This is a genomic window from Pseudomonas sp. PME37.24/025 (genome assembly GCF_055556615.1).
The window spans coordinates 81,007-107,435 of sequence record NZ_JBVHNK010000013.1; the positions used below are offsets into that span (position 1 = coordinate 81,007).

The window sequence follows — 26,429 nt, forward strand, 5'->3', positions numbered from 1 at the left end:
GGACACATTTTAACATTCACACTTTCTGCTAATACATAATGTTTTAATAACACACTAACAAGACTCACTGACGTTTTATAACAATCATTGACACCCCAACGCAGACACCCTAGATTAATGGCACTCTGCCAACACCCAAACAAGACAATGCATAAACTTTGTTAAGTTAATTGAATGCTGAGTTTCTGAGTTATTTAATTCCTGGTACAACGCATGAAATATGTAGACGACATTACAAAACTCTTTACACGTTTTGGCGCCAATGCGGAGAGTTACCAGGAAATACAACCGAACTACAAAGATTTCAAAGACGACCCGGTTACGATGGCTGAGCCAGAGCCGACGGTGGCATTGCCTCCCCCAAACCCAGCGTTCCCTGTGTTTCTGCTGGATGAGCCACAGCCTTCTTTATTGATTGGCGCGGCGGTCGAGCCTGTGAAGAATGTTGTCCTCTCGCTACCTTCGCCCAAATCCTCTCCCCTGATCGAGCCACCTGCGAGTTCTGCTACGGGTGACCGTCAGCGTTTGAGCGACCTGTTGCGTGAACTCAATCAGGTTCGTCGAGACGGTCTGCCAGAAACAACTCGCAAGCGGACCCGGGCGAAGGTCATTGCTATCGTTTCGGCGAACGGCGGGGTGGGTAAAAGCACCGTCGCGGCAGGCCTCGCAAAAACACTTCGGCGCCCTGGCGGGCGAACCATCGCGATTGATCTGGACCCTCAGAACGCGCTGTCCAGCCACTTGGGTATCACCAGGCAGGTTCCCGGGCTGCTACAGCTAAAAGAGCAGGACGCAGACTGGGGCGCTCATCGCCTGTCGGGCTTTAGCGACAGTGAGTGCCTGCCGTTCGGCACTGGCGAGGTGAACGATCGCCGATTGCTCAGGCAGTTGATGCTTGAAGATTCTGACTGGTTGAATCAGCACCTTGCGTCAATGAACCTCAGCGAAAACGATACCGTGATCCTGGACACGCCTTCGGGTGCGACCGTCTATTCGCAACAGGCACTCGACGCCGCCGATCTGGTGCTGGTGATGACGGTGGCCGACGCGGCTTCCTACCTGGCACTGGACACTATGACCCAGTGGCTGGAAACCAGCCGGCGACGCGCGCAGCGACACCGGTATGTACTCAACCAACGGGATGACTCACGTTCGTTCAGCAGGGACATGGGCGTGCTGTTTCTGCGGCGGCTCAGCGCTAACCTGATCGGGTCAATTCGTCTCGATCACCAGTTCAACGAGTCGCTGGCCTATGGTCGGGACCCACTGCAGTACGCACCTGAGAGCATTGGCTGTCAGGACATTCTTTCGCTGTCAGGCGCGGTCCATGCCCTGCTTTTCGCGGATGCCAACAGCCAGCAGGGCACGCCATGACCGCCCAGCTGAATCAGCTACCTGCAAAGACGTGGTGGTTGCAGGGGTTACTGGATACTGTCCAGGCTCGCGTCAGTCGATGGCCCCTGCGTGGGCGCCAAGGCCTGAAGATCTCAGCCGGGCTGATCGCTGCATTGTTGGTGCTGGGTATCCTCACTGCGCCGCTGAATCTGTATTCCCAGGCCGCGTTTGCCGCCGTCTGTTTTGCCGCCAGCCTGATCATCCGCAAGCAAGCCGGGCGTCTGGCGATCCTGACCCTGATCACCCTCTCGCTGATCGCTTCGTTGCGTTACATGTACTGGCGCCTGTCCGACACCCTGGACTTCGACAACTGGCAGGATGCCGTATTTGGCTACGGGCTGGTGCTGGCCGAACTGTATGCCCTGCTCGTCCTGGTCTTCGGCTATGTACAGACCGCCTGGCCGCTGCACCGCAAACCGCAGTTTCTGCAACAGCCGCCCGCTGAATGGCCGACGGTAGACGTCTTCATTCCCACCTATAACGAAGCATTGGGTATCGTCAAACTGGTGGTACTCGCTGCTCAGGCCATTGACTGGCCCGAGGGCAAACTGCGGGTGCACATGCTCGATGACGGACGCCGGGAGGAATTCAAGGTTTTCTGTGAGCAGATTGGTGTCAACTACATCACCCGCGACAACAATCAACATGCCAAGGCCGGCAACCTCAACGAGGCACTCAAAGTTACCGATGGCGAGTTCATTGCCATATTCGACGCCGACCACGTGCCCACCCGCTCCTTCCTGCAGATCGCCATGGGCTGGTTTTTAAAGGACCCGAACCTGGCGCTGCTGCAAACGCCGCACTTTTTCTATTCACCCGATCCGTTCGAAAAAAACCTCGATACCTTTCGCTCGGTACCCAATGAAGGTGAGCTGTTCTACGGCCTGGTGCAGGACGGCAACGACCTGTGGAACGCGGCCTTCTTCTGTGGCTCCTGCGCGGTCATCCGGCGGACTCATTTGCTGGAAGTCGGCGGCATCGCCACCGAAACCGTGACGGAAGATGCGCATACGGCACTCAAGCTCAATCGCCGTGGTTTCAATACCGCTTACCTCGCCGTTCCACAAGCGGCGGGACTGGCCACCGAAAGCCTTTCCCGCCACATCAGCCAGCGCATACGCTGGGCGCGGGGCATGGCGCAGATTTTTCGGACCGACAATCCGTTGTTTGGCAAAGGACTGAACCTGGGGCAGCGCATCTGCTACCTCAACGCCATGATGCACTTTTTCTACAGCCTGCCCCGTCTGGTGTTCTTGACCGCACCCTTGGCCTACCTGTTTTTCGACGCGCAGATTTTCCATGCCTCGGCGTTGATGGTCACGGTCTATGTACTGCCGCATATTTTCCATTCCAGCCTGACCACCTCCAGCATCCAGGGACGCTTCCGTCATTCCTTCTGGAACGAAGTGTATGAGTCGGTATTGGCCTGGTACATCATGCGACCGGTGCTGTTGGCCCTGATCAGCCCTTCGCTGGGCAAATTCAACGTGACCGACAAGGGCGGCACCATTGAAAAGGATTATTTCAACTGGAAGCTCGCGCGGCCTTATATCGTCCTGCTGACCTTGAACATGATCGGTCTGGCGATCGGCGTGGTGAAACTGATCGGGAGTGAGTCTGCCGAGGCCACTACCCTGCTGATCAACCTGGCCTGGACCGTGTACAACATCGTCATCGTCAGCACCGCTGTGGCGGTGGCCACTGAGTCCTCTCAGGTGCGCAACGAACCCAGGGTGCCCGCAGACCTGCCCGTGCGCGTCTATCGCGAAGACGGCACCTGGTTCGATTGCATAACCCGGGACTTCTCACAAAACGGCGTGGGCCTGGCACTGCCACCGCAGGTTCTGCTCAGCGTCAATGAGAAGCTGCAACTGTGCATTCTGCGCACACCACCCTCAAGCCTCTTTCCCGCAAATACGGTCTTCAGCAACGACAACGTAGCGGGCGTGCAATTCGAGGGTTTGACCCTGCGCCAGCAAAGTGAGCTGGTGCGATTGACCTTTTCACGGGCCGACACCTGGGCCAACACGTGGGGTAACGGCCGCCTCGACGCGCCAATGTCGGCGTTGCGCGAGGTCAGCAGCATTGGCTTTCGCGCCATCCTGCGCTTGTTCGTTGCAACCCTAAAGGACAGCCAGGCGCTGCTGCGCAGACGCCCGGACACTCCATCACCCATCGACTCCACCGCGGACACGCAACGATCTTGAAGCCTTCCATTCGCCGGACCTTTCTTCCTCGTCGCTCACTCATGCTGATCACCTGCTCGCTAGTGAGCTGGAGCGGCTGGGCATTGAGTGCTGCCGCCCAAATCAGCGCCACAGAGCCGGTGATGATGCCGGTCGCATCGTTGCCCGGGGCCGATGCCCCGAGCAACAGCTATACCCGCACCCTCAAGGAGCTGGGCAAAAGCTATTCGATGACCCTTAAAGGCGCGGAGGCTACCGACAGTGTGAATTTCGATGTGCGCGCCGATGAAGTCGTCACGGCTGCGCAGGTCACGCTGCAGTACAGCTACTCACCGGCGCTGCTGGCCGATCTTTCGCAGATCAATGTGCTGGTCAACGATCAAGTGGCCGCCAGCCTGCCCCTGCCCAGGGAAGAGGCCGGTAAACTGCAGACCCGGACCGTGCAGATTCCGCCGCAGACCATCACCGAATTCAACCGGCTCAGCCTGCAGTTCATCGGTCACTACACGATGCAATGTGAAGACCCTTTGCACTCCAGCCTGTGGGCCAGGATCGGCAACGAGAGTCAGCTGAGCCTCCAGGTGTCGTCGATTAAACAGCCCAACGACCTGTCTGCTCTGCCACTGCCCTTGTTCGATCGTCGAGATGCCTCGCCCCTGAAGCTGCCCTTCGTGTTCGCCGGACGCCCGGGCGGTCCTGAGCTTGAGGCCGCCGGTATCCTGTCGTCCTGGTTTGGCGCCCTGGCCAGCTACCGCGGCGCAGCCTTCCCCGCCAGCCTCACCGGCCTGCCGGCCAAAGGCAACGCCGTGGTGTTTGTCAGCGGCAGCGAATCAACGGCCTTGAGTGGCTTGCCGATCAAAGAGGCCACGGGACCGACATTGACACTCGTGAGCAACCCGAATGATGCTCAGGGCAAACTGTTGATCGTCTCCGGGCGCGATGGCGCCGATCTCAAGGTCGCCGCGACAGCGCTGGCCCTCGGTGGCTCGGCCTTTTCCGGGCAGAGCGTGGTGATCGACCGGATCGACTCGCTCAAGCCACGCCGACCGTACGACGCGCCTAACTGGCTGCCCTCCGATCGCCCGGTTCGCCTGGGTGAACTGGCGCAGCCCGCAGAGCTCAATGTATCGGGTTACAACCCGGGACAAATGACGGTTGCGCTGCGCTTGCCACCCGACCTGTTCAACTGGCGTGAACCCGGCGCGCAACTTGACCTGAAATACCGCTATACGCCGCAACCGGTCTCTACCAATTCCGCATTGCTGGTCAACTTCAACGACACCTTCATCAAGTCGATCGATCTGCCCTCGATCGAGAAACTCGGCAACAGCGACAGCCTGCTGGCGATGCTCAAAACCGACGACAGCCTGGCCCGTACGTCGCGCATGCTGTTGCCGCTCAATTCCGTAGCGCTGCAATCGCGCCTGCAATTTCGCTTCATGTATGACTACATCAAACAGGGCGAATGCCGCGACATCATCATCGACAACATGCGCGGTGTGATCGACCCGGACTCGACCCTGGATCTCAGCCAATACGAACATTTCATGGCCATGCCCAACCTCGGAGTGTTCAAGGACAGTGGCTTCCCGTTCACCCGCATGGCCGACCTTTCTGAAACATCGGTGATCCTGCCCAACGAGCCAGGCACGGCCGATCTGAGCGCCTACCTGACCCTGCTGGGGCGCTTCGGCGACTCTACCGGTTATCCGGCCACCGGCGTGAAGGTGGTCCACGCCGACCAGTTGGCCGAGCAACGCGACCGGGATTTGCTGGTGCTCGCCTCGGGCAACAATCAGCCGCTGCTGGAGCAGTGGCAAAGCCTTCTGCCGGCCAAGGACGAAAACGCTGTGCAGTACTTGGAACTGTCTGACCTGCCCTTGCGTCTGCGCAACTGGATCAGCCCGGATACGAAAACCAATCTGCGTGAAGCTCGCAGCAGCTTCAGGTTTACCGCTGAGGACGGCAGTGCTTATCTGACTGGATTCGAATCCCCGCTCAAGAGTGGGCGCAGTGTGGTGTTTATCGCCAGCGCAAGGCCCAGCGGTTTGTCCGACGTGACCAACGCGTTGCTCAGCAGCGAAGAAAATGCCCACGAGTTGCAAGGCAGTCTGGTGGTGGTCAGGGGCAAGCATGTCAAATCGCTGGTCGCCGAGCAGGATTACTACGTCGGGAGCCTGGGCCCATTGCGCTATCTGCAGTGGTACCTCTCGCAAAATGTAATAGCGCTCATGCTGTTCACCCTCCTCGGGGTCCTGCTGCTTGCTTCGATGGCCTACCTGGCCCTGCGCTTACGGGCCAAACGTCGTCTTGGTCAATGAGCCGCGCATGCCTGTGTCGTCCATGAGCAGCCGGGGTGTTTCATTTCGCCGGTGCCTGCGCGGTAACACGCGCAGGTTGAGCGCTGTGCTTGCGCTTGCCCTGCTGGCGCCTGCGGTAGCGGCCGCAACCCCCTGTGAAGTGTCGGCCTGGCCACTGTGGCAAACCTACGCAACGCGCTTCGTTCAAGACGACGGCCGGGTTCTGGAATCGAGCCTGGAGAACAATCACAGCACCTCTGAAGGGCAGTCCTACGGCATGCTCTTCGCACTGATCGGCAACGATCAGCCACGCTTTGACAAACTCTGGCGCTGGACCTCAGCCAACCTCGCAGGCTCGGCCCCTGCCACACGCCTGCCCGGCTGGTTATGGGGGCAAGGCACGGACGGTCAGTGGCGCCTGCAAGACGCCAATTCGGCCGCCGACGCCGACCTGTGGATCGCCTACGCCCTGCTCGAAGCCGCACGCCTGTGGCATCGACCGGACTATCACCAGGACGCCCTGCACCTGATGGCGACGATTGAAGCGCAATTGGTCGTCAAGCTCCCCGGGCTGGGCCCGATGGTGTTGCCTGGACGACAGGGCTTCGTCCACCCAGACGCTCTCTGGCGCCTGAACCCCAGCTACCTGCCACTGCCACTGTTACGGCGGCTGGCCAAGGAAGCACCCTCCGGGCCCTGGCAAGCGATTGCCAACAACACCGCGACGATGATTGGCCAATCAAGCCACCACGGTTTCGTCGCGGACTGGGTCGCTTATCAAGGCACTTCAGCACAATCGGGTGCCTTCACAAGCGACCCGATCCACGGCGACACGGGCAGCTACGACGCCATTCGCGTGTACCTCTGGCTGGGCATGAGTGATACCTCAGAACCGCTGGCAGCGCTGCTGCTCAAACGGCTGGACGGCATGGCCCGCAGCACCGTCGCGACGGGTTCCCCCCCGGAAACCGTCCAGGTTCTCCACGGCAGTGTTCAGGGTCAGAGCCCGTTCGGGTTCCGGGCTGCACTGATTCCCTACCTTGAGGCCAAGGGGCTACCCGGGTTGGCCGATCAGCAACGACGACGCGTGGAACTCGCCTTGCGCGAGGCACTGGCCAGGCCTGATGCCGACGCCGGTCCGCCGCGTTACTACAACTTCATGCTTAGCCTGTTCGCCCTCGGATGGGCAGATAAATATTACCGATTCCGGGAAGACGGAACGCTGAAACTCTCCTGGGAGACCGCATGCACGCGCACCACCGCACGCTAGCCATCGCCGTCATGAGCGCATGGACGGCCGCTGCTGCCCACGCTCAAAGTCCGACACCACAGACATTACTCGTCGAGCAAGGGCAGTACTGGCAGTCGCACAACAACCCTCAACGCGCTGCGGAAGTCTGGCTGAAAGTCCTGCTGCTGGACTCGGCCCAGGTTGACGCACTGTATGGCCTGGGCTTGATCGGCGTGCAACAGGGCAAGCCACAACAGGCGCAGCAATACCTCGCCCGCTTGCAGGCCATCCAGCCACCGCCTCGTCAGGCACTGCAATTGGCGCAAGACATCAGCGTGGCCCAACCGCAGAACCAGCAGCGTCTGGAAGAGGCTCGGCGCCTCGTCGATGCCGGTGAGCGTGACAAGGCGACCATCGTGTTTCGCTCGCTGTTCGATGGCCGTCCACCCCAAGGTACGATCGGCCGCGAGTACTACAACAACCTTGCCTTCAATCAGGCTGACTGGTCCGAAGCACGCAGCGGATTTCAGCGCCTGCAACGCGAGATGCCCAACGACTCGATCGTCGCGCTGTTTTACGCCAAGCATCTGGTCCGCCGTGAAGACAGCCGTGCCGAGGGCATCCGCGCCCTGGCCGCGCTGACCCAGCGTGCCGACATTGCCGGTGATGCCGACGAAAGCTGGCGCCTGGCGCTGACCTGGATCGGTCCGCCCAATCCGGCACAAGTGCCGTTGTTCGAGGCGTACCTCAAGACGCATCCGGATGACGTGGAAATCCGGACGCAGATGAACAAGGGCAAGCAACAGCTGGCAACGACGGCCAGCAAGGAATGGCAACCGCCCGCCGAAGTCGCGCGCGGCCTGAAGGCGCTCAAGGAAGGCGATCAGGCCACCGCCGAACAGGCTTTTCAAGCACGTTTGAAAACCCGGCCCGATGATGCTGACGCGCTGGGCGGCCTCGGGGTTATTCGCCAGCAGCAACACCGGCTGGCCGAAGCGGAAAAGCTCTTGAGTCAGGCCACGCGACAAAACGACGGCAGCCGCTGGCAAGTTGCGCTGAACGAAGTGCGCTACTGGTCGGCGTTGCAGCAAGCCCGCGACGCCCAGGCCAAAGGCCAGACAGCCCAGGCACAAGTCCTGGTCAACCAGGCGCTGCGGCTCAATCCAAACGGGGTGGATGCTCGCCTCGCCCTGGCGGATATTCAGGCCAGCGCGGGCCAGTTCGATGTCGCGCAGGGCAACTATCGCCAGATCTTGAAACTGCGCCGCGACGACCCTCAAGCACTGGAAGGGCTGGTCAATGTGCTGCTCAAGAGCGGCAAAAACGATGAAGCCCTGCAACTGATCAACAGCCTGCCCGCCACCGGACAGGCAAAGATCGGCCAGTCCGCACGCCTGCAAGCCTTGCGCGCGACGCAACTGGCCGCCCTCGCCGAACAACGCAACGACCTCCCCGCTGCGCGCAACGCCTTGCAAGACGCGCTGCGCGTTGAGCCGGACAACGTCTGGACGCGTTTCGCCCTGGCCCGCCTGAACCTGGCGATGGGCGAACCGCAAAAGGCTCGGGACCTGATCAACGCCATGCTTCAGGCCCATCCCGACAATGCCGATGCGCTTTACGTCAGCGCCTTGCTGTCGGTGCAGATGGGTGAGTGGAAAGCCGCCCAGACAACGTTGGGACGCTTGCGCCCCGACCAGCGCACCCCGGACATGGACGCGCTGGCCGCTGATGTCAGCCTCAACCTGCAACTCAGCCAGGCGATCGAGTTGGGCAAACGCGGACAGCGCCAGGAAGCCCTGACCTTGCTCGATCGTATTCAACCGATGGCCAACAACAGTCTGGATCGCACGGCGAGCCTGGCCTCGGCGTATGTCGACATCGGCGAGCCAACCCGTGCGCTGACCCTCATGCGCGGCCAGTTGCAAAACACCACGGCGCCCTCGGCGGACTTCATCCTGCAATACGCCGCTGTCCTGCTTAAAACCGGAGAAGACGCACAGGTCAACGAGATTCTGCGCGACCTTCAGAACAGGCCCTTGAACGCGCCGGCTCGCAAGCGTTTCGACGACCTGCTCTATCTCTATCGCATCCGCCAGGCTGACCAGTTGCGTGAACGAGGCAATCTGGCCAGCGCTTATGACACGCTAGCGCCCGCATTGGCGCAACGTCCCGGTGACAGCGCTGCCGTCGCGGCCCTGGCGCGGATGTACTCGGCCAACGGCGACACGGCAAAAGCCCTTGAACTCTACAAACCGCTGTTACAACGTCAGCCAAATGACCCGCAACTGTTGTTGGGTGCCGCCAACGCGGCGGTGTTGGCACATAACACGGCCTTTGCCGAACAGGCACTGCAACAGCTGCTCAAGACTGAATCCGGCAACCCTCAAACGTTGACAGAGGCCGCCCGCCTCTACCAGAACATGGGCAAGACTGGCACGGCGACCGATCTGCTGCGCAAAGCAGTGGCCATTGAACAGAGCGAGAAACGCAGAAGCCAGAGCGGCCAACTGGCTGGTTCGACGGTGGCGCCCAACCCTTTTGCTGGGGTGTCGGGTCCACGCAGTGAAGTCAGTCGCGACACCTTGCTGGCAGCGATCCCGCCACCGGTTCAGGAGATGCCGGGCAGCGTGAGGTCTCACACCCCTTTTGGCATCGACGCCCTGCCAAGACCGCAGCAGGCGAGCAATGCATTCGAGTCGCAGCTGCCGCGCGCAGCACTGGTGAGCGAGGACATTAGCCCCGCGCAACTGGCGCTGAATAAGATCCTTCAAGAGCGCAGTGCCTACGTCACCCAGGGCGTGAGCATTCGCAGCAACAACAGTGAGTCGGGGCTAAGCAAACTGACCGATATCGAGACACCGCTGGAAATCAATATCCCGCTGGATGAAAGCCGCGTCGCCCTGCGCGTTACGCCGGTCTCGCTGAACGCCGGCAGTGTCAGCGACGAGGCGCTGTCGCGTTTCGGTAATGGTGCGCAGAGTGGCAGCGTCGGTTCGCAAAAAGCCGAGGGTGTCGGCCTTTCCGTCGCTATTCAACGGCCTGCGGATGGGCTCAAAGCCGATCTCGGCACCACCCCGCTCGGCTTCAAGTACACCACCGCCACCGGCGGCATCAGCATTGATCGCCCGGTGAGCGACACCTCTAATGTCCGTTACGGCGTGAGCGTTTCCCGGCGACCGGTGACTGACAGCGTCACCTCGTTTGCCGGCACCACGGACAAACGCAGCGGGCAGTCCTGGGGCGGCGTGACCGCTAACGGCGGGCGTGGCCAGTTGAGCTTTGACGACAACGAAGTCGGCGTCTATGGCTACGCCTCCTGGCACCAGCTATTGGGCAACCATGTCGAGTCCAACAACCGCAGTGAACTGGGCAGCGGTGTGTACTGGTACCTGCAAAATGCAACGGACAGCAAGCTGACCGTCGGCCTGAGCATGACCGGCATCAGCTACGCCAACAATCAGGACTATTTCACCTACGGCCACGGCGGCTATTTCAGCCCGCAGACATTCTTCGCCCTGGGCGTGCCAGTGACCTGGGCACAACGCTCCGGACGCCTGACGTATCAAGTCAAGGGCTCGGTCGGTGTGCAGCATTTCGAGCAGGACAGCGCCGACTATTTCCCCAACGACAAAGCCCTGCAAGCGGCCTCGGGCCTGCGCTACGAAGGGCAAAACAAAACCGGGATCGGCTACAGCGTTGCCGCGGCGGCTGAATACAAGGTCGCTTCGAACTTCCTGCTGGGCGCCAACCTGGGCCTGGACAATGCCCATGACTACCAACAACTCAGCGGTGCCCTGTCTTTGCGCTACCAGTTCGAGGAGATCAGCGGTCCCATGAGCCTGCCGGTCAGCCCGTACACCTCGCCTTATTCCAACTGATCATTCTGGAGCTTTCGATGCCCACTTCTGCCCTTGCCGGTCTGTCTCTCCTTGTTCTTGGGGAGAGCCATATGAGCCTCGCGGACCATTTGCTGGAGCCGCTGCACGACAACCTGACTCGCCAAGGCGCCCAGGTTCATTCCATCGGTGCCTGCGGCGCCAGCGCCGGCGATTGGCTGATCAGCAAAAAGGTCGACTGCGGCGCCGAGCGCAAAGGCAACGACAAGATCGTGATCAAAGGGCGTGAGGCAACCACCACACCGATCCAGGACCTGATCGCCGCCGACAAACCCGATCTGGTGGTACTGGTCATCGGCGACACCATGGCGTCCTATGACAAGCCGGTGTTTCCGAAGGCCTGGGCCTGGCAAAGCGTCACCGGCCTGGCCAAGGCCATCGCGGCCACCGGGACCCGTTGCGCCTGGGTAGGCCCGGCCTGGGGTAAAGCCGGTGGCATGTACCAGAAGAATGATGCCCGCGCCCAGTTGATGTCGCAGTTTTTGGCCGCGAACGTAGCGCCTTGCGCCTACATCGATTCGCTGACGTTCTCCAAACCCGGGCAGTGGATCACCACAGATGGGCAGCACTTCACCGTCGCCGGTTATCAAGCATGGGGCACTGCAATTGGCGGTGCGTTGGCCAAACTGCCCGCCGAGCGCGTCAGCAGCGCAGGTGCCGGCAAATGATCCGGTCCGCATGTGGCTGGGCGCTGTTCGCGCCCTTGATGCTGAGCCTGCACGCCCAGGCCGCCGACATTGCCCTGTACCCGACGGGCCCGGATCAAGACTCGGCTTTCCTGCGTTTTATCAACGCCGCCGACCGACCGTTGCAACTGCTGGCCGAAGGCTCTCGGGCAAGCCTCAAACTGGAAGGCTCGAATGCCGTGTCCGACTACCTGCCCGTGCCCGCCAACCAGCCGATCAAGGGCACCCTGGAACGCAACGGCAAAAGCCAGCCGCTGGACATTCAGGTGGCGGCAGGCGAATTCGCCAGCGTGATCGCTTTGCCAGACAGCGCTCAAGGTATTCGCCAGGTCGTCATCCGTGAGCAACCCGACGACTTCAATAGCCTGAGAGCCTCGCTGGCGTTTATCAGCGCTGATCCAGCATGCACCCAGGCCGGTTTGCGCGCTGCGGGGAAGAACGCCGATCTGTTCAAGGAAGTGGCCGACGGCAGTGTGCAACGCCGAGCGATCAACCCGGTCAGCCTGACGGTTCAATTGGTCTGCGCTCAAACCAACGTCGGTGCCCCGCTTGACCTGGGCCAGCTCAAGGCTGGCGAGCGTTACAGCGTTGTGCTGCTACCTGGCGCAAATGGCCCTTACCTGCTGCTTGCGACTGACGTCCTGGCCCACTGATCGGATCGCGCCACCCCATGGTTTTTGCCTCTCTCGAGTTTCTGACGTTGTTCCTGCCGCTGTTCTTGTGCACTTATGCAGTGTGCCCAGTCGCCTGGCGCAACGTCACGCTACTGATCGGCAGCTGGCTGTTCTATGGCTGGTTGAGCCCCCGGTTTCTCGCAGTGCATGTGGTACTGACGATCACGGCGTGGGCTGGCGGTTTGCTGATTGACGCCTGGCGGGAAGAAGGCAAGGGCCGCGTGCGGCTACTCGCGATGCTGATCGTGCTCAACACGGCGGTGCTGTGCTGGTACAAGTACGCCAACATCGTCGCTGGCACGTTGATCGATACCGTCACCTGGTATGGCGCCATGCCGCTGGACTGGCAGCGGGTCATCATGCCGGCCGGGCTGTCGTTTATCGTCTTGCAGGCGATTTCCTATCTGGTGGATGTACACCGTCGCACCGTGCCGGTCGAACGCAGCTTCATTGATTACGCCACCTATATTTCGATGTTCGGCCATTCGGTCGCCGGCCCCATCATTCGCTATGACTGGGTTCGGCGTGAGTTGAATCAGCGTTACTTCAACCTGCAGAATTTCTCGCTGGGCGCACGCCGATTCATGGTCGGGATGTGCATGAAGGTCCTGGTGGCCGACACCCTGTCGCCGGTGGTCGATGTGGCGTTCAGTTTGCCGAACCCCAGCTTCTCCGACGCCTGGGTCGGCTGCCTTGCCTACTCCCTGCAACTGTTCTTCGACTTCGCCGGCTACAGTGCCATGGCCATTGGGTTGGGACTGATGCTGGGTTTTCACTTTCCCGAGAACTTCGACCGTCCGTACCTGGCCAACAGCATTCAAGACTTCTGGCGCCGCTGGCACCTGTCGTTGTCCAGCTGGTTACGTGACTATCTTTATATTTCGCTGGGTGGCAATCGCAACGGCACCTGGAAAACGTATCGCAACCTGTTCCTGATCATGGCCATCGCCGGCCTCTGGCACGGCGGTGACAGCTGGAATTATCTGCTGTGGGGCAGCGCCCATGGCATTGCATTGTGTGTGAATCGTGCCTGGAACAGCTCTACCCTGCCCCCGGTACCGCCGGTGCTTTCTCATGGGCTGACACTGTTGTTCGTCTGCCTGGCCTGGACACTGTTCCGCGCCCCTGATTTTCATAGCGCGCTGAGCCTGTACGCCGGACAGTTCGGCCTGCAGGGCATCGCCCTCGGTGATGAACTGTCCTCGACCCTGCGCCCGGTACACGGCCTTGCAGGTTTGCTGGGTGTGTTCGGTGTCATCGCACCGCTGCTGCGCCCTTACTGTGAGAATCGACTGGGCGGCCTTTTTTTCCACACCGCCGCCCTTTGGCCCATCGCCGGTTTAATGCTGTCGTTCGCGTTGATCGCCAGTCGCGAAACCGTACCCTTCCTGTACTTTCAATTCTGATGACGAGCCTAAAGCACACCCCGCCCCCTCCTCACCCAGATGATCTGGCGACACGCAGCAGTCGGTTGGCAGGCGTGGCGCTGCTGATATTCCTGTTCGTCGGGCTGCTGTCCTCAGGCCGTCTGATCGTTTCAGGGCAGATCTCGCTGTTACCCGATAAAGTGCTGACCTCGCAGATTTTTGACGGCGATATCACGCATCGAATTGCCAAGGAACTGTCGAACGCTTACCTCCCCACGACCTTTGCCGAGCTGGAGCGCGGAGTCAGTTGGCTGCTGCTCAGAGACACCGGGCCGAGGGTTCGCTCGGGTTGTCCTGACTGGTTGTTCTTGGCCGATGAGCTCAAGGTCAATCATCAAGCACAGCGCAATGCCGATGCGAAAGTCCAGGCTGTGATTGATCTGAAGCAGCAACTCTCCCAACGTGACATCAGCCTGCTGGTGGTCATCGTTCCAGACAAGAGCCGCATCGCTTCCGAGCAGCGTTGCGCACTGCACCGCCCAGCCGTTCTCGAAGGGCGCATCCAGGCCTGGACCTCGAAGCTGGATGTGGGTGGCGTGGCGAATCTGGACCTCACCGGTGCGCTGACGCCACTGGGCGCCAGTGCCTGGTTGCGCACCGATACGCACTGGAGCGAATCCGGCGCGAAGGCGGCGGCCGAGGCCATCACACAGCGCCTGAAAACCCTGGGCATCAGCGCAACGCCACGCAGGTCGTTCAACGAAAGTCATGCCCCGCTCGCGGTGCGACCTGGCGATCTGGTCCATCTGGCGGGCATCGACTGGCTACCGCTCAAATGGCAACCCGCACCCGAAATGATCGCCCAAACCAGCACCCATGAGCTTCCTGTTGCGTCAGCCGACAGCCTCGATACTGAGGCAGACCTCTTTGGCGATGCCGACCTCCCCGACACCGCGCTCATCGGCACTTCATTCTCGCGCAACTCCAACTTCGCAGGGTTTCTGCAGCAGGCACTGGGCGCCCCCGTCGGTAACTTCGCCAAAGACGGCGGAGCGTTCTCCGGCGCGGCAAACAGCTACCTCAACAACCCGGCATACAAAGAAACGCCGCCAAAGCAAATCATCTGGGAGATCCCGGAGCGGGACCTGCAGTCAGCTTACATCGACCCCATTGCCTATCGCTCGTTGCGGTAGGCCAATCGCATCCGACGGCGGTGCTTTTCTGTGGCGAGGGAGCTTGCTCCCGTTGGGCTGCGCAGCAGCCCTCTTTTGTGAGCGCTTCGCACTCAAGCGGGAGCAAGCTCCCTCGCCACAAGGATTCAGGCAAGCCTTAAGTGAACAGCATTACGGCACATCGGTCGGGTTGGGTTTATCGCCTGACGTCGGACAATGGCGTTTCTTCATCCGGCGCTGGAATGTCGTCATCCAGAGCGGAGTCCCTCCAGTCTTCAGGACGATCAACGTCCGTATCGGCCGGGTCTCGTGAAGGGTCCATGCCGGGGGGGCGTCGTGATCCATCGACGTATCGTCCATATCGGGAATGGGTCTGACAGGGTCGTTATCGCAAGTCCCACCTTGAAGAATTAGAGCGTTAGCCTTGACGCACCTCACTGACGAGGTCCAGCGAATCCGGGCCGTACAGGTTGGAAACGAGCCTGCAAACGGGGTGCTATCGAGGAGACCAACGGCGGCTACCGATCAGCCGAAAAGCGGTCTCGGCTGTTGGTCAGGTGCAACCACATTGCCGCCCGCGCTGCATCTGGGTCCTGGCGTCTGATGGCGTTGAGAATCGCCTCGTGTTCGAGGTTGGCGAGCTGCCCGAGCTTGCTCAAATCCGCCGACCCGCGCTCGGCGGCATTGACACGGGTCCGGGGGATCATGGCGCTGCCCAGGTGTTGCATGATCTCGGTGAAGCACACATTGCCGGTGGCTTCGGCGATCAGCAGATGGAAGCGTTTGTCCGCCTCGACACAACTGTCGTTGTTGGCCAACAGGCTTTGATAGTCATCCAGTGCTTGACGCATCTGCGCCAACTGCTGGTCTGTGCGACGAATCGCTGCCAGCGCGGCGGCCTGGGTTTCCAGGCCCATGCGCAGCTCCAGAATACTGCGCACGCCCAGCGCGGTATCGACATTCAGCCGCAGCCCCTGATCCGGTGCTCGCTCGAGAACAAAGGTACCGATGCCGTGACGGGTTTCCACCAACCCCGAAGCCTGCAACTTCGAGATTGCCTCGCGCACCACCGTGCGACTGACGCCATGCTCCTGAACAATCGAGTTCTCCGATGGCAGCTTGTCCCCCGGCGCCATCTGCCCAAGCAGGATGCCCTGAGTCAGTTTGCTCACCAAATCATGGGCCAGGTTATGGGTACGCTTGCGGGCGGGTGCGTCGATGTCTTCTTGCATGGTGGTAATCCGTAAAGCGGGTATCCGGATCGTAGCACTGCGTTCGCTTCTCGGTGACTGGAATCTCCACAAAGCGCCGCCCAACTTGTATGACAACACTCAATAAGAACGCTGAAAAAGACGATTGAAGCTATCGGATTCAAGCGTCGCATCGTGAGATGCGAAAAATTTTCGAATGAGCAGACCATGACACAGCCCAACAAATACGCCACATACAACCGAAAAAAGAATAAAAACCCTCCTGCCTAGCACCATTTTGTTGAGAGACAGCACTTGTAGGACAAAAAAACCTAGTTGTATGATGTCTATCAACAACGCAACACCCAGCAATACCCCGCATAAAAATAACGAGTGGGAGAAAAAGAAGTGAATACATCCATATCCGGGATGAACGATGGCGCCGATTCGGTCCTGAAGTCCGCCATCTCGAAAGTGAAACGCCACGTCCTGCCGCTGTTCGTGATCATGTTCATCGTCAATTACATCGACCGTGTGAACATCGGCTTCGTCCGCGCCCATATGGAACATGACTTAGGGATTGGCGCTGCCGCCTACGGCCTCGGTGCCGGTCTGTTCTTCATCGGTTATGCGCTGTTCGAAGTCCCCTCCAACATCCTCCTGCAAAAAGTCGGCGCGCGAATCTGGCTGACCCGCATCATGCTGACCTGGGGTCTGGTGGCCGCCTGCATGGCGTTCATCCAGAACGAAACCCACTTTTACATCCTGCGATTTCTACTGGGCGTGGCCGAAGCCGGTTTCTTCCCCGGGGTGATTTATTACTTCACTCGCTGGTTGCCCGGTGTGGAGCGCGGCAAGGCGATTGCGATCTTCCTCAGCGGTTCGGCCATCGCGTCGCTGATTTCCGGTCCATTGTCCGGGTTGTTGCTGCAAATCAGCGGTTTGGGCATGCACGGCTGGCAGTGGATGTACTTCATTGAAGGAATGTTCTCGGTCGGCCTGTGCGTGTTCGTCTGGTTCTGGCTGGACTCCAAACCCCACGACGCCAAATGGTTGACCCGTCCCGAGCAGGACGCACTGGTCAAAGCCATCGATGACGAACAACTGGCCCGCGAAGCCGCGACGCCGATCAAGCCGTCGCTGGGCACACTGCTCAAGGATCGCCAGATCATCCTGTTCTGCCTGATCTATTTCTTCATCCAGTTGACCATCTACGCCGCGACCTTCTGGCTGCCGAGCATCATCAAGAAGATGGGCGATCTGAGCGACATTCAGGTCGGGTTGTTCAACTCGATTCCGTGGTTGCTGTCGATCGTCGGCATGTACGCCTTCGCCACGTTGTCGGCCAAATGGAAGCATCAGCAAGCCTGGGTCGCTGCTGCACTGCTGATCGCTGCGGCCGGGATGTTCATGTCCACCACCGGCGGGCCGATCTTCGCCTTTGTCGCCATTTGCTTCGCTGCGCTGGGTTTCAAGTCCGCCTCGTCGTTGTTCTGGCCGATTCCCCAGGCGTACCTGGATGCACGGATCGCGGCTGGCGTGATCGCACTGATCAACTCGGTAGGCAACCTCGGTGGCTTCGTTGCGCCGACCACCTTCGGCCTGCTTGAAGAACACACCGGGTCGATTCAGGGCGGGCTGTACGGCCTGGCCGCTACCTCGATCATCGCGGCAATCATCGTCTTCGCCGCGCGTAATAAACCGAAACCCGCACCTGTGGTTGCCCCGGGCAAACCAGCACCTAATCACGCCTGAACACTCATGTAAGAGCACGGTTTAAAGGACAAAAAAATGAACCCACAAGAAACCGCAAAAGCCCCGATCATCACCAGCATGCAGGTTGTGCCGGTGGCCGGCCACGATGGCATGCTGCTCAACCTGAGCGGCGCCCACGGCCCGTTTTTCACCCGCAATATCGTGATCCTCAAGGACAACGCCGGTCACACTGGCGTCGGCGAAGTGCCGGGTGGCGAGCGTATTCGCCAGACGCTGGAAGACGCGCGCACATTGGTGGTCGGCAGCCCGATCGGCACTTACCAGAAGATTCTCAATCAGGTGCGCCAGACCTTTGCCGATCGCGATGCCGGCGGTCGCGGCCTGCAGACCTTCGACCTGCGCATCACCATTCACGCGCTCACCGGCCTGGAAGCCGCCCTGCTCGACTTGCTCGGTCAGCACCTGGATGTGCCAGTCGCGGCCCTGCTCGGCGAAGGCCAGCAGCGCGATGAAGTGAAGATGCTCGGTTATCTGTTTTATGTCGGTGATCGCAACGAAACCGATCTGGCCTACCGCAGCGAACCGGACGCCGACAACGACTGGTTCCGTGTGCGTCACGAAAAAGCCATGAACGCCGAAGCCGTGGTGCGCCTGGCGGAAGCCGCCCACGCCCGCTATGGCTTCAAGGACTTCAAACTCAAGGGCGGCGTGTTGAGTGGCGACGAGGAAATCGAAGCGGTCACCGCCCTTGCCGAACGTTTTCCCAATGCGCGCATCACCCTTGATCCGAATGGCGCCTGGTCGCTGAAAGAAGCGATCCGCCTGTGCCGGGATCAGCATCACGTTCTGGCTTACGCCGAAGATCCTTGCGGTGCGGAAAACGGTTATTCGGGCCGGGAAGTCATGGCCGAGTTCCGTCGGGCCACTGGCCTGAAAACCGCGACCAACATGATCGCCACCGACTGGCGGGAAATGGGCCACGCGATTCAGCTGCAATCGGTGGACATTCCTTTGGCCGACCCGCATTTCTGGACCATGCAGGGCTCGGTCCGGGTGGCACAGATGTGCCACGAATGGGGCCTGACCTGGGGCTCGCATTCCAACAACCACTTCGATATTTCCCTGGCCATGTTCACCCACGTCGCCGCCGCTGCGCCGGGTGAAATCACCGCCATCGACACCCATTGGATCTGGCAGGACGGCCAACGCCTGACCAAAGCGCCGCTGCAAATCGTCGACGGCTGCGTGCAGGTGCCGAAAAAACCTGGCCTGGGGGTTGAGCTGGACATCGATCAACTGGCCAAGGCTCATGAGTTGTACAAAGGCATGGGGCTGGGCGCGCGCGATGACAGCGTGGCGATGCAGTCTCTGATTCCGGGGTGGAAATTCGATAACAAGCGGCCGTGTCTGGTGCGCTAAACCTCTGGAAGCACCGCAATACCTGTGGGAGCGGGCTTGTGTGGCGAGGGGGCTTGCCCCCGTCGGAGTGCGCAGCACTCCCAATACCATCACCGGGTTTCGTCTGACAGAACAGATTGGCTACTTTTGCGACTGCTTCGCAGTCGAACGGGGGCAAGCCCCCTCGCCACACAAACCCTCTCCCACAGGGTTTTGTATTAAAGCGAAGCTTGCAGCAACCAGTCCTTGAACGCGGCCATCGCGGAGGTTTCAGGGCGCGACTGCAAGCGGGTCAGCCAGTAGCTGCCGGTGGTGATCCCGATGGCAAACGGTTGCTCGATTACGCCCGCCGCCAGTTGCCGGGCAAACATCCGCGGCGGTGCCAATGCAACGCCTGCCCCTTGCAGCGCCGCTTCCATCATCGCCAGCGATGAGTCGAAGACGATGCTCCGGGGCGGTGCGGCATGGGCCGAAAGACCGGTCGCCTGAAACCACTCAGGCCATTCGTCCGTGCGATAGGAGCGCAACAACGTTTGCTGCAACAGATCGGCCGGTGTGTGCAATTGTCGCGCAATCTCGGGAACGCAAAGCACCGACAGCGGCGCCTCGATCAACCGTACCGCTTCGATCCCATGCCACGCCCCCGCACCAAATCGAATCGCGTAATCCAGGCCTTCGGCAGCCACGTCCACCCGGTTATTGTTGGTCGACAGGCGCAAATCTATGAGCGGATGTTTCGACTGAAAATCCGCCAGCCGCGGTAGCAGCCAGCCGACTGCAAACGTGCCCACGGCCCCTACCGTCAACACCTCGCGAAAATGCCCGCCCTCGAAACGCTCCAGGGTCTCGGCAATTCGGTCGAAGGAGTCGCGCAATACCGGCAACAGCGTTTCACCTTCGCTGGTCAGCATCAGGCCTCGGGGCAGGCGTTTGAACAACGTCACGTTAAGCTGAGCTTCAAGGATTTTGACTTGATGACTCACCGCCGCCTGTGTGACGCACAGCTCCACCGCCGCCCGGGTGAAACTCAAATGGCGTGCCGAGGCTTCGAAAGCGCGTAGTGCATTCAGGGGTAACTGCGGTCGGATCATGTCCACTCACAAATTTTTCTAATGACTAATCCAAGATATCGTCGTTTGTCGGTCTTCGCCAAACTGCATAGATTTGGCTCGCCCAGCATCGGACCGGCTAAAAAACCGCTCGGAGTGTAGCGGTTAGCACCCCGTAAAATCATGGAACCGAAACAATGACACACAAAAAAAGTATTGCCAGATTGAAGATTCTTGCGGCCTGCATCGCGGTATTTGGCGCAAGCCATTGTGTTGCCGCGACCCAGACAGATCAGTCCATCGAGACGATTGTTAACGACGCTGTGCGGCCTGTCCTGAAAGCCGAGGGTATTCCCGGCATGGCCGTGGCCATAACGGTCAACGGAAAGAAGCATTATTTTAACTATGGCGTGGCGTCGAAAGAAACCGGGCGCCCGGTCGCAAACGACACCCTGTTCGAGATCGGTTCGGTGAGCAAAACCTTCACCGCAACACTGGCAGCCTATGCTCAAGCCACTGGCAAACTTTCCCTGACCGACACTGCCAGCGCTGTTCTGCCAGCATTGCATCGCAGCGCGTTCGATAGCATCAGCGTACTGCAACTCGGCACCTACACCGCCGGCGGCCTGCCACTGCAGTTCCCCGGTGATGCCGATCATCAGGACAAAATGCTCGGCTACTTCAAGCAGTGGAAACCGACCTACGCCGCCGGCACTCATCGCCAGTATTCAAACCCCAGCCTGGGGTTGTTCGGCTATCTGGCAGCCCACAGCATGGGTGCGCCGTTCGATGAGCTGATGGAAAAAACCTTGTTGCCGAAACTCGGCCTCAAGCACAGCTACCTCAAGGTGCCGCAGGATCAGATGGCGCTTTACGCTTGGGGTTACAACAAAGACGACCAGCCTGTGCGGGTCGGGCCGGGCGCATTGGGTTCCGAAGCATATGGCGTGAAAACCAGCGCCTCGGACCTGCTTCGCTATGTTGAGGCGAACATGAATCCCGCTTCGCTGGAAAAGCCCTTGCAGCAAGCCATCGCCATCACGCACACCGGCTACTACACAGTGGGCGACACGACTCAAGGGTTGGGCTGGGAGTTCTACAATTACCCGGTAACGCTCGATACATTGCTGGCAGGCAACTCATCGCAGATGGCGATGGAGGCTCATGAAGTCCAACCGCTGAATCCTCCGCAACCTCAACGCGACAATGTGTTGATCAACAAAACCGGCTCAACCAGCGGATTCGGCGCCTATGTAGCCTTTGTCCCGGCAAAGGACATCGGCATCGTGATCCTGGCCAACAAAAACTACCCAAACCCCGAGCGAGTCAAAATCGCCCATGAAATTCTGAGTGCACTGGACAAATAGCCGAGAGAGTGACGCAGCCCCGTAGCAGCTACCGAACGCAGCCTCGCGGGCTCGGCAGCGGCTACGGACGTTCGGGGGATACACGAAAAATGGTCAAGACGCTCCCACAGGATTTTCGTCGCTCAAATTTCTTAACTGACCAGCGAAAATTCAATCATCCGGCATTTCAGGCGGTTTGGCGGGTTTCGCCGGTTTGCCTTTTGCACCTTTAACCGGTGCAACTTCAGCCACCGGCGCTGGAACCGGGACCGTTGCTTCCTTTTCAGCGGCTGGCAGCTCGTCGATGGTGCTGAAAATCTCTTTCAGCTCGACCACATCCTTTTCAAGCTTCTTTTCGCCGTCCTTGCCAACCAGGATGATTTTGCTCTTCGCCCCGGCGCCCAGCTTGAGCGAGCGGATCAACGCCATCGTCGTTTGCGGGTCGAGGTCTTTGCCGTCGCGCTGGCCCATCGTATTGATCACGGTGTACAGCACCATGTTTCGCTCGGTGAAGCCTTTGCGGCTGGCGGGTTCATCCAGGGATTTTTTCAGGCTGACCCAGGTGGGATCGACCGAACTGGGCGCGATGACAATCAGGGGACGGGCCCTGCCCACGTCGTTAACCAGAGGGGAATCGTCATCGGCGGCGAACAGGGGACCGACGAAAGCCAGCAGAGTAGCCAGGGTCAAAGACCTGATGAGCATGCGCATCTCCTTTTGATATCCACGCTCTAATGATTGCGCATCGCGGCGAACGTTCCGGGTGACGCACCGCAATTGTGATTCGCCTTGCCCCAAGCTTAGGTCAGGGCGGTCATTGCGCAACAGCCTGAGCTAATCTCATGACACAACACGCACGACCTGATTCGCCGTGAGGATTTTCCATGAGCGCTCAGCTGAACCACACCATCGTCTGGTGCCTTGAAAAACAGGTTTCGGCCCGCTACCTGACCGACCTCCTCGGCCTGCCCGATCCGGAGCCGTTCGGACCGATGCTGATCGTCAAATTCGATAACGGTGTGTCGCTGGACTTCTACAACAACGACCCGCCGATTGCCTCCCAACACTATGCGTTTCTGATCGGCGACGAAGACTTCGATGCGGCCTTCGCTCGCCTGCAAGCGCGCAAGCAGCCCTGGTGGGCCGATCCAGGCAAGCAGAGGCCGAACGAGATCAATGATTACGGCGGGGGCCGAAGAGTGTATTTCGATGACCCGGACGGGCATCTGCTGGAGATTTTTACCCGGGAATAGATACCCGTCACTGGCGCAATGTTGTTCACTTAAGCGCTACTCTCAGTCATACCTACCTTTGTGGCGAGCGAGCTTGCTCGCGTTGGGCTGCGTAGCGGCCCCAAAAATCTGATAACAATCGCCGATTTGGTGAGTGCTACGCACTCAAGCGGGAGCAAGCTCCCTCGCCACAGGTTACTCACTGACTCAAGACTCTTAAGTGAACAGCATTGCCGTGATTAGCGGGTCATATACCGAACGGAAAGGTGTCGTCCTCGTGTTCCATGTATTCAGGCGCCGGCAACGGTGAGACCGCATGGGTCTTTTCGATCCAGACGAAAGCGTCGAACTGCTCCGCCAGCACTGCCTGAAAGTAATGGCTCTGGCGCTCGGTCCTGGGTCGATAGATGACGCCAATGGCGCGCTCAAGTAATGGCTCGGCCAGCACGTCCAGCAATTCCTCGCTCGGTGACGTCCGCCAGTCCAGCAGTGCTGCGGGGACGCCGGCCTTGAGGAACAGTTGTTCCCAGCTGTCGGCCAATGCCGGGTTTACCTGTTTGACCTGCATCGGCTCATCCCAGTCATCGGCGGCAGCGACGGTGCCGTGGTCGGTGCCCATGCCGATCAGCACCGCTTGTGAGCCGTAGGCCGTGCGGCACAACTGGCCGATGTTGAACTGTCCCTCCCAACCCATTTGCGTGGCGGCGGCGTTGCCGATGTGTGAGTTATGCGCCCACACCACCGCTTTGGCGCCGGCCCCACGATGCTCCATCAGGGTCTGCAAGGTATCGAACATGTGCAGGTCACGCAGGTTCCACGAGGCGGTCGAACCGCGGTACATGGCGCGGTAATACTGCTCGGCGGCCCGCACGACGCGGGCGTTTTGGGTGGCGTTGAAAAACGCTTCGTCGTCGGCGACCACCGGATCGAGCCGTTCGCCCAGCAGCACATTCAATTGCTCGACCACCACATCCTCGCACGTGGCCATGTTGCCCCGCTCGACGAAATGACCGTACAGCGCCGGGTCGTCGTGCCACGGCGTCAGGCAGCTGTAGCGATGGCGGGCCTCCTTCGCCAGCTGCGGGTCGGTCTTATCGAGATAGCCCAGTACTTCGTCGATGGAGTGACGCATGCTGTAAACATCCAGCCCCCGAAACTCCACACGCAGCGAAGGCGTCAGCCCGCGATTATGGTGGTGCAGCCAGCGGGTAAAAGTCTGCACGGCCGTGTTGCGCCACATCCAGGTGGGGAATCGGGCGAAGGCCTGTTTTTTCCAGGCGGAGCGGCCCAGTTCGCGGACGCATCGGTCGATCTGGCCGGCATCGGGCCAGTCGGCTTCTACCGCAACGATGCCGAAGCCGTGCTGCTCGATCAGGCGGCGAGTGATCGCCGCTCGGGCCTGGTAGAAGTCCTGGGTGCCGTGGCTGGCTTCACCGATCAGCACTACGCTGGCATCGCCAAAGCGGTCGAACCGTTCGCCGAATTCAGGTGAGTCGAGTTCAGGCAACGGTTCGACATGTCGGCGTAGCACTTCGGCTGCATTGCCGGGTGGCTCGCCGCGGGAGCGGCGGAACCGTCGCAGAAGACCGCTTACGGGGCTGTTCATGGACGTCATGACCTCATCTGCACGTGGTCATAGTTTTGACTACGCCAGCGAGAGCATGATTCAGCTAAATTCAATGATCTATACGGTGCCGGATCAGAACGCCAGTTTGTAGCCGATCAACACCAGCATCGTGGCCAGGCACGGACGCAGCAGTTCGTCGGAGATGCGCCCGGTCAAGTGGCTGCCCAGGTAAATCCCCGGCAACGAACCGACCAGCAAGTAGCCCAAGACGTGCCAATCCATGTTGCCCATGCTTGCGTGGCCAAGGCCGGCGACCAGGGTCAGGGGCACTGCGTGAGCGATTTCGGTGCCAACCAGGCGGCGGGTAGGCAGCAGCGGATACAGAATGAACAGCGCGACGGTGCCCAGGGCGCCGGCGCCGATGGAGGTCAGGGCCACCATGGTGCCCAAGACCAGACCAGTGATGACGGTCAGTACATTCAACCGCGAGCCGCTGGGGTTGTAGTGGCCGCCCGCCCGTTTGTGGGCGAAATCGAGCAAGCGTTTCTTGAAGAAAATCGCCAGCGCCGTGGCGAACAATACGAAGCCCAAGGCTTGTTTGATGACGGCGTTCATCGCCTCGGGTGAGGTCTGCAAAGTGCTGAGGAACCACAGCGTCAGCGCCACTGCCGGCACACTGCCGAGGGTCAGCCAACCGGTGATCGCCCAATCGATGTTCTTGTTCTTGCGATGAACCAGCACGCCGCTGGATTTGGTAATGGCCGCGTACAGCAAGTCCGTACCCACCGCTGTAGCCGGGTTGACGCCGAACCACAACAGAATGGGGGTCATCAACGAACCGCCCCCGACGCCGGTCATGCCGACAATAAAGCCGACCACCAGACCTGCAACGACCAACCCGAAATTACCGAATTCCATTAATACGCCTAGAGAATCGCAGGAGAATAACCGGCTCGCAGCATAGCGATTTTTCTTATAACCAGTTATATCGATGCGGTCTATCGTTATGCCAACTCATTGGGCCGGAACACGATCTTCTTTCTTTCAAATCCCTGTGCGGTCGAGCTTTTGTGGGAGCTGGCTTGCCTGCGATGCAGACGGCTGGGTTTAACGTCGAACCGAGTTGATGCCATCGCAGCGGTGCGGCGATCCGACAAGCCAGCTCCCACAAAAGCTCTCTCCCACGGGGATTGGGTTCAGCACTCGTTTCATTGCACCGGCAAGAAATTCAAAAACAGCAAACTCTGGGCGTAGTTGAGGCCGATCCGTCGGTAGCGTTCGTCGAGCATCTGGGTCAGCAGGTCCAGCCGTGCGACGATTTTGCCGAACTCCACGGCAAAACTCAGGTTGCTGCCCTCCTCCGAGATTTCGTTGGAAAACAGCAAGGGCTCGCCTTGCTTGTTTTGCCGCTGGCTCAAGATCCAGGTGGCTTTTTCGATGTTGCGCGCGGCATTGCTGACGAAAGTCGGGTTGATCGCATCCGTCATGTAGAACTCCAGCCGATTGCCATGGGCCGTCACCAGCATGCTGCCGATGGCATAGATGAAGGCACCGACCCGGTCGCCGAGGAATTCCGGGCTCATGGCGTAGCTCAGCGCGGCGAGGTCTTTTTTGTCGCCAAGAGTGGGTAGCGGCTCTTGTTGTTCGATGGCCATGCGCACTTGTTTTTCCGCGGTGCCGACATCGAGGAAGCCGGATTTCTTCAGCTCCTCCGGGTTGCGCAGGTAGAGCTTGTTCATCAGCAGGTAGAGGCTTTCGAGGTTGTCACGCATCGTCAGGGTCGCCATACGGTCGACGCTGGTCTGGAGGAATTCCTGAGGTTGGCCGTTGCGAAACTGGCTGACGATATCGTTGCCCGGCTGATGGCTGCAGCCACTGGCGAAGAGCATCGACAGGCCAATCAGCAGCCAGCAATAACGGCGAATGTGCGGGGTAAAGCGGGGTAAAACTCGAGCCATGGGTTCTTGAACTTGGGCATGGGCCGGCGGTGGGGATCGCCGCGGGCTGGCCAAGGATAGAACCGT

Annotated in this window: 19 protein-coding genes; 13 read left to right on the forward strand and 6 right to left on the reverse strand. The window is 59.9% G+C overall.

What is annotated here, in order from left to right:
- Positions 1 to 213 precede the first annotated feature (213 nt).
- The 9 genes from bcsQ to ACZ3HH_RS23165 are packed head-to-tail and all read left to right on the forward strand — an operon-like array spanning position 214 to position 14,928.
- On the forward strand, positions 214 to 1,374 hold the full coding sequence (gene bcsQ, locus ACZ3HH_RS23125; RefSeq protein WP_465807999.1) for a cellulose biosynthesis protein BcsQ: 1,161 nt from the start codon (positions 214 to 216) through the stop codon (positions 1,372 to 1,374).
- Positions 1,371 to 3,602 (forward strand): UDP-forming cellulose synthase catalytic subunit, encoded by a 2,232-nt coding sequence (gene bcsA, locus ACZ3HH_RS23130; RefSeq protein WP_465808001.1) that lies wholly within the window; start codon positions 1,371 to 1,373, stop codon positions 3,600 to 3,602. The genes bcsQ and bcsA overlap by 4 nt, the downstream gene beginning before the upstream one ends.
- 8 nt (positions 3,603 to 3,610) lie before the next feature.
- Positions 3,611 to 5,902 (forward strand): cellulose biosynthesis cyclic di-GMP-binding regulatory protein BcsB, encoded by a 2,292-nt coding sequence (bcsB, locus tag ACZ3HH_RS23135; protein ID WP_465808181.1) that lies wholly within the window; start codon positions 3,611 to 3,613, stop codon positions 5,900 to 5,902.
- A 7-nt stretch (positions 5,903 to 5,909) separates the two neighbouring features.
- Positions 5,910 to 7,151, forward strand: a complete 1,242-nt coding sequence (gene bcsZ, locus ACZ3HH_RS23140) for a cellulose synthase complex periplasmic endoglucanase BcsZ (protein WP_465808003.1) — start codon at positions 5,910 to 5,912, stop codon at positions 7,149 to 7,151.
- Positions 7,127 to 10,990, forward strand: coding sequence for a cellulose biosynthesis protein BcsC (locus tag ACZ3HH_RS23145; protein WP_465808005.1), 3,864 nt, complete (start codon positions 7,127 to 7,129; stop codon positions 10,988 to 10,990). Before bcsZ ends, ACZ3HH_RS23145 begins: the two co-directional genes overlap by 25 nt.
- Before the next feature lie 17 nt (positions 10,991 to 11,007).
- Positions 11,008 to 11,676, forward strand: a complete 669-nt coding sequence (locus ACZ3HH_RS23150; protein WP_465808007.1) for an SGNH/GDSL hydrolase family protein — start codon at positions 11,008 to 11,010, stop codon at positions 11,674 to 11,676.
- On the forward strand, positions 11,673 to 12,347 hold the full coding sequence (locus tag ACZ3HH_RS23155; protein WP_465808009.1) for an alginate O-acetyltransferase AlgF: 675 nt from the start codon (positions 11,673 to 11,675) through the stop codon (positions 12,345 to 12,347). The genes ACZ3HH_RS23150 and ACZ3HH_RS23155 overlap by 4 nt, the downstream gene beginning before the upstream one ends.
- Before the next feature lie 17 nt (positions 12,348 to 12,364).
- Complete coding sequence (locus tag ACZ3HH_RS23160) at positions 12,365 to 13,774, forward strand: MBOAT family O-acyltransferase (RefSeq protein WP_465808010.1); 1,410 nt, start codon at positions 12,365 to 12,367, stop codon at positions 13,772 to 13,774.
- Positions 13,774 to 14,928 carry an alginate O-acetyltransferase AlgX-related protein gene (locus ACZ3HH_RS23165; protein WP_465808183.1) on the forward strand — a complete coding sequence of 385 codons (1,155 nt, stop codon included), beginning with the start codon at positions 13,774 to 13,776 and terminating at the stop codon, positions 14,926 to 14,928. The genes ACZ3HH_RS23160 and ACZ3HH_RS23165 overlap by 1 nt, the downstream gene beginning before the upstream one ends.
- A gap of 497 nt (positions 14,929 to 15,425) precedes the next feature.
- On the opposite strand, the gene ACZ3HH_RS23170 is transcribed toward ACZ3HH_RS23165, so the two are convergent.
- The gene (locus ACZ3HH_RS23170; protein WP_465808012.1) at positions 15,426 to 16,139 is read right to left on the reverse strand and encodes a FadR/GntR family transcriptional regulator; all 714 of its coding nucleotides are present in this window, start codon (positions 16,137 to 16,139) and stop codon (positions 15,426 to 15,428) included.
- Between the two features lie 366 nt (positions 16,140 to 16,505).
- On the opposite strand from ACZ3HH_RS23170, the gene ACZ3HH_RS23175 reads away from it, so the two are divergent.
- Positions 16,506 to 17,852 carry an MFS transporter gene (locus ACZ3HH_RS23175; protein ID WP_305446236.1) on the forward strand — a complete coding sequence of 449 codons (1,347 nt, stop codon included), beginning with the start codon at positions 16,506 to 16,508 and terminating at the stop codon, positions 17,850 to 17,852.
- A gap of 36 nt (positions 17,853 to 17,888) precedes the next feature.
- Complete coding sequence (gene gudD, locus ACZ3HH_RS23180) at positions 17,889 to 19,232, forward strand: glucarate dehydratase (RefSeq protein ID WP_465808015.1); 1,344 nt, start codon at positions 17,889 to 17,891, stop codon at positions 19,230 to 19,232.
- Between the two features lie 197 nt (positions 19,233 to 19,429).
- Here gudD and ACZ3HH_RS23185 read toward each other — a convergent pair whose 3' ends face one another.
- Complete coding sequence (locus tag ACZ3HH_RS23185) at positions 19,430 to 20,302, reverse strand: LysR family transcriptional regulator (RefSeq protein WP_465808017.1); 873 nt, start codon at positions 20,300 to 20,302, stop codon at positions 19,430 to 19,432.
- 155 nt (positions 20,303 to 20,457) lie between these two features.
- On the opposite strand from ACZ3HH_RS23185, the gene ampC reads away from it, so the two are divergent.
- Positions 20,458 to 21,627: a class C beta-lactamase gene (gene ampC, locus ACZ3HH_RS23190; protein WP_465808019.1), complete on the forward strand. Its 1,170-nt coding sequence runs from the start codon at positions 20,458 to 20,460 to the stop codon at positions 21,625 to 21,627.
- Positions 21,628 to 21,777: 150 nt separating this feature from the next.
- On the opposite strand, the gene ACZ3HH_RS23195 is transcribed toward ampC, so the two are convergent.
- Positions 21,778 to 22,311, reverse strand: coding sequence for a DUF4174 domain-containing protein (locus tag ACZ3HH_RS23195; protein ID WP_465808185.1), 534 nt, complete (start codon positions 22,309 to 22,311; stop codon positions 21,778 to 21,780).
- Between the two features lie 179 nt (positions 22,312 to 22,490).
- Between ACZ3HH_RS23195 and ACZ3HH_RS23200 the strand changes: the two genes are divergently transcribed.
- Positions 22,491 to 22,859, forward strand: a complete 369-nt coding sequence (locus ACZ3HH_RS23200) for a VOC family protein (protein ID WP_465808021.1) — start codon at positions 22,491 to 22,493, stop codon at positions 22,857 to 22,859.
- Positions 22,860 to 23,085: 226 nt separating this feature from the next.
- Here the strand turns inward: ACZ3HH_RS23200 and ACZ3HH_RS23205 are convergent, their stop codons facing one another.
- From ACZ3HH_RS23205 to ACZ3HH_RS23215, 3 genes are all read right to left on the reverse strand, one after another.
- Entirely contained in the window at positions 23,086 to 24,444 is a 1,359-nt protein-coding gene (locus tag ACZ3HH_RS23205; protein WP_465808023.1) for an erythromycin esterase family protein, read from the reverse strand.
- Positions 24,445 to 24,537: 93 nt separating this feature from the next.
- A complete protein-coding gene (locus ACZ3HH_RS23210) occupies positions 24,538 to 25,323 on the reverse strand; it encodes a sulfite exporter TauE/SafE family protein (protein ID WP_465808025.1) in 786 nt (261 codons plus the stop codon).
- Between the two features lie 290 nt (positions 25,324 to 25,613).
- Positions 25,614 to 26,363 (reverse strand): hypothetical protein, encoded by a 750-nt coding sequence (locus ACZ3HH_RS23215; RefSeq protein WP_465808027.1) that lies wholly within the window; start codon positions 26,361 to 26,363, stop codon positions 25,614 to 25,616.
- Positions 26,364 to 26,429: the final 66 nt, after the last annotated feature.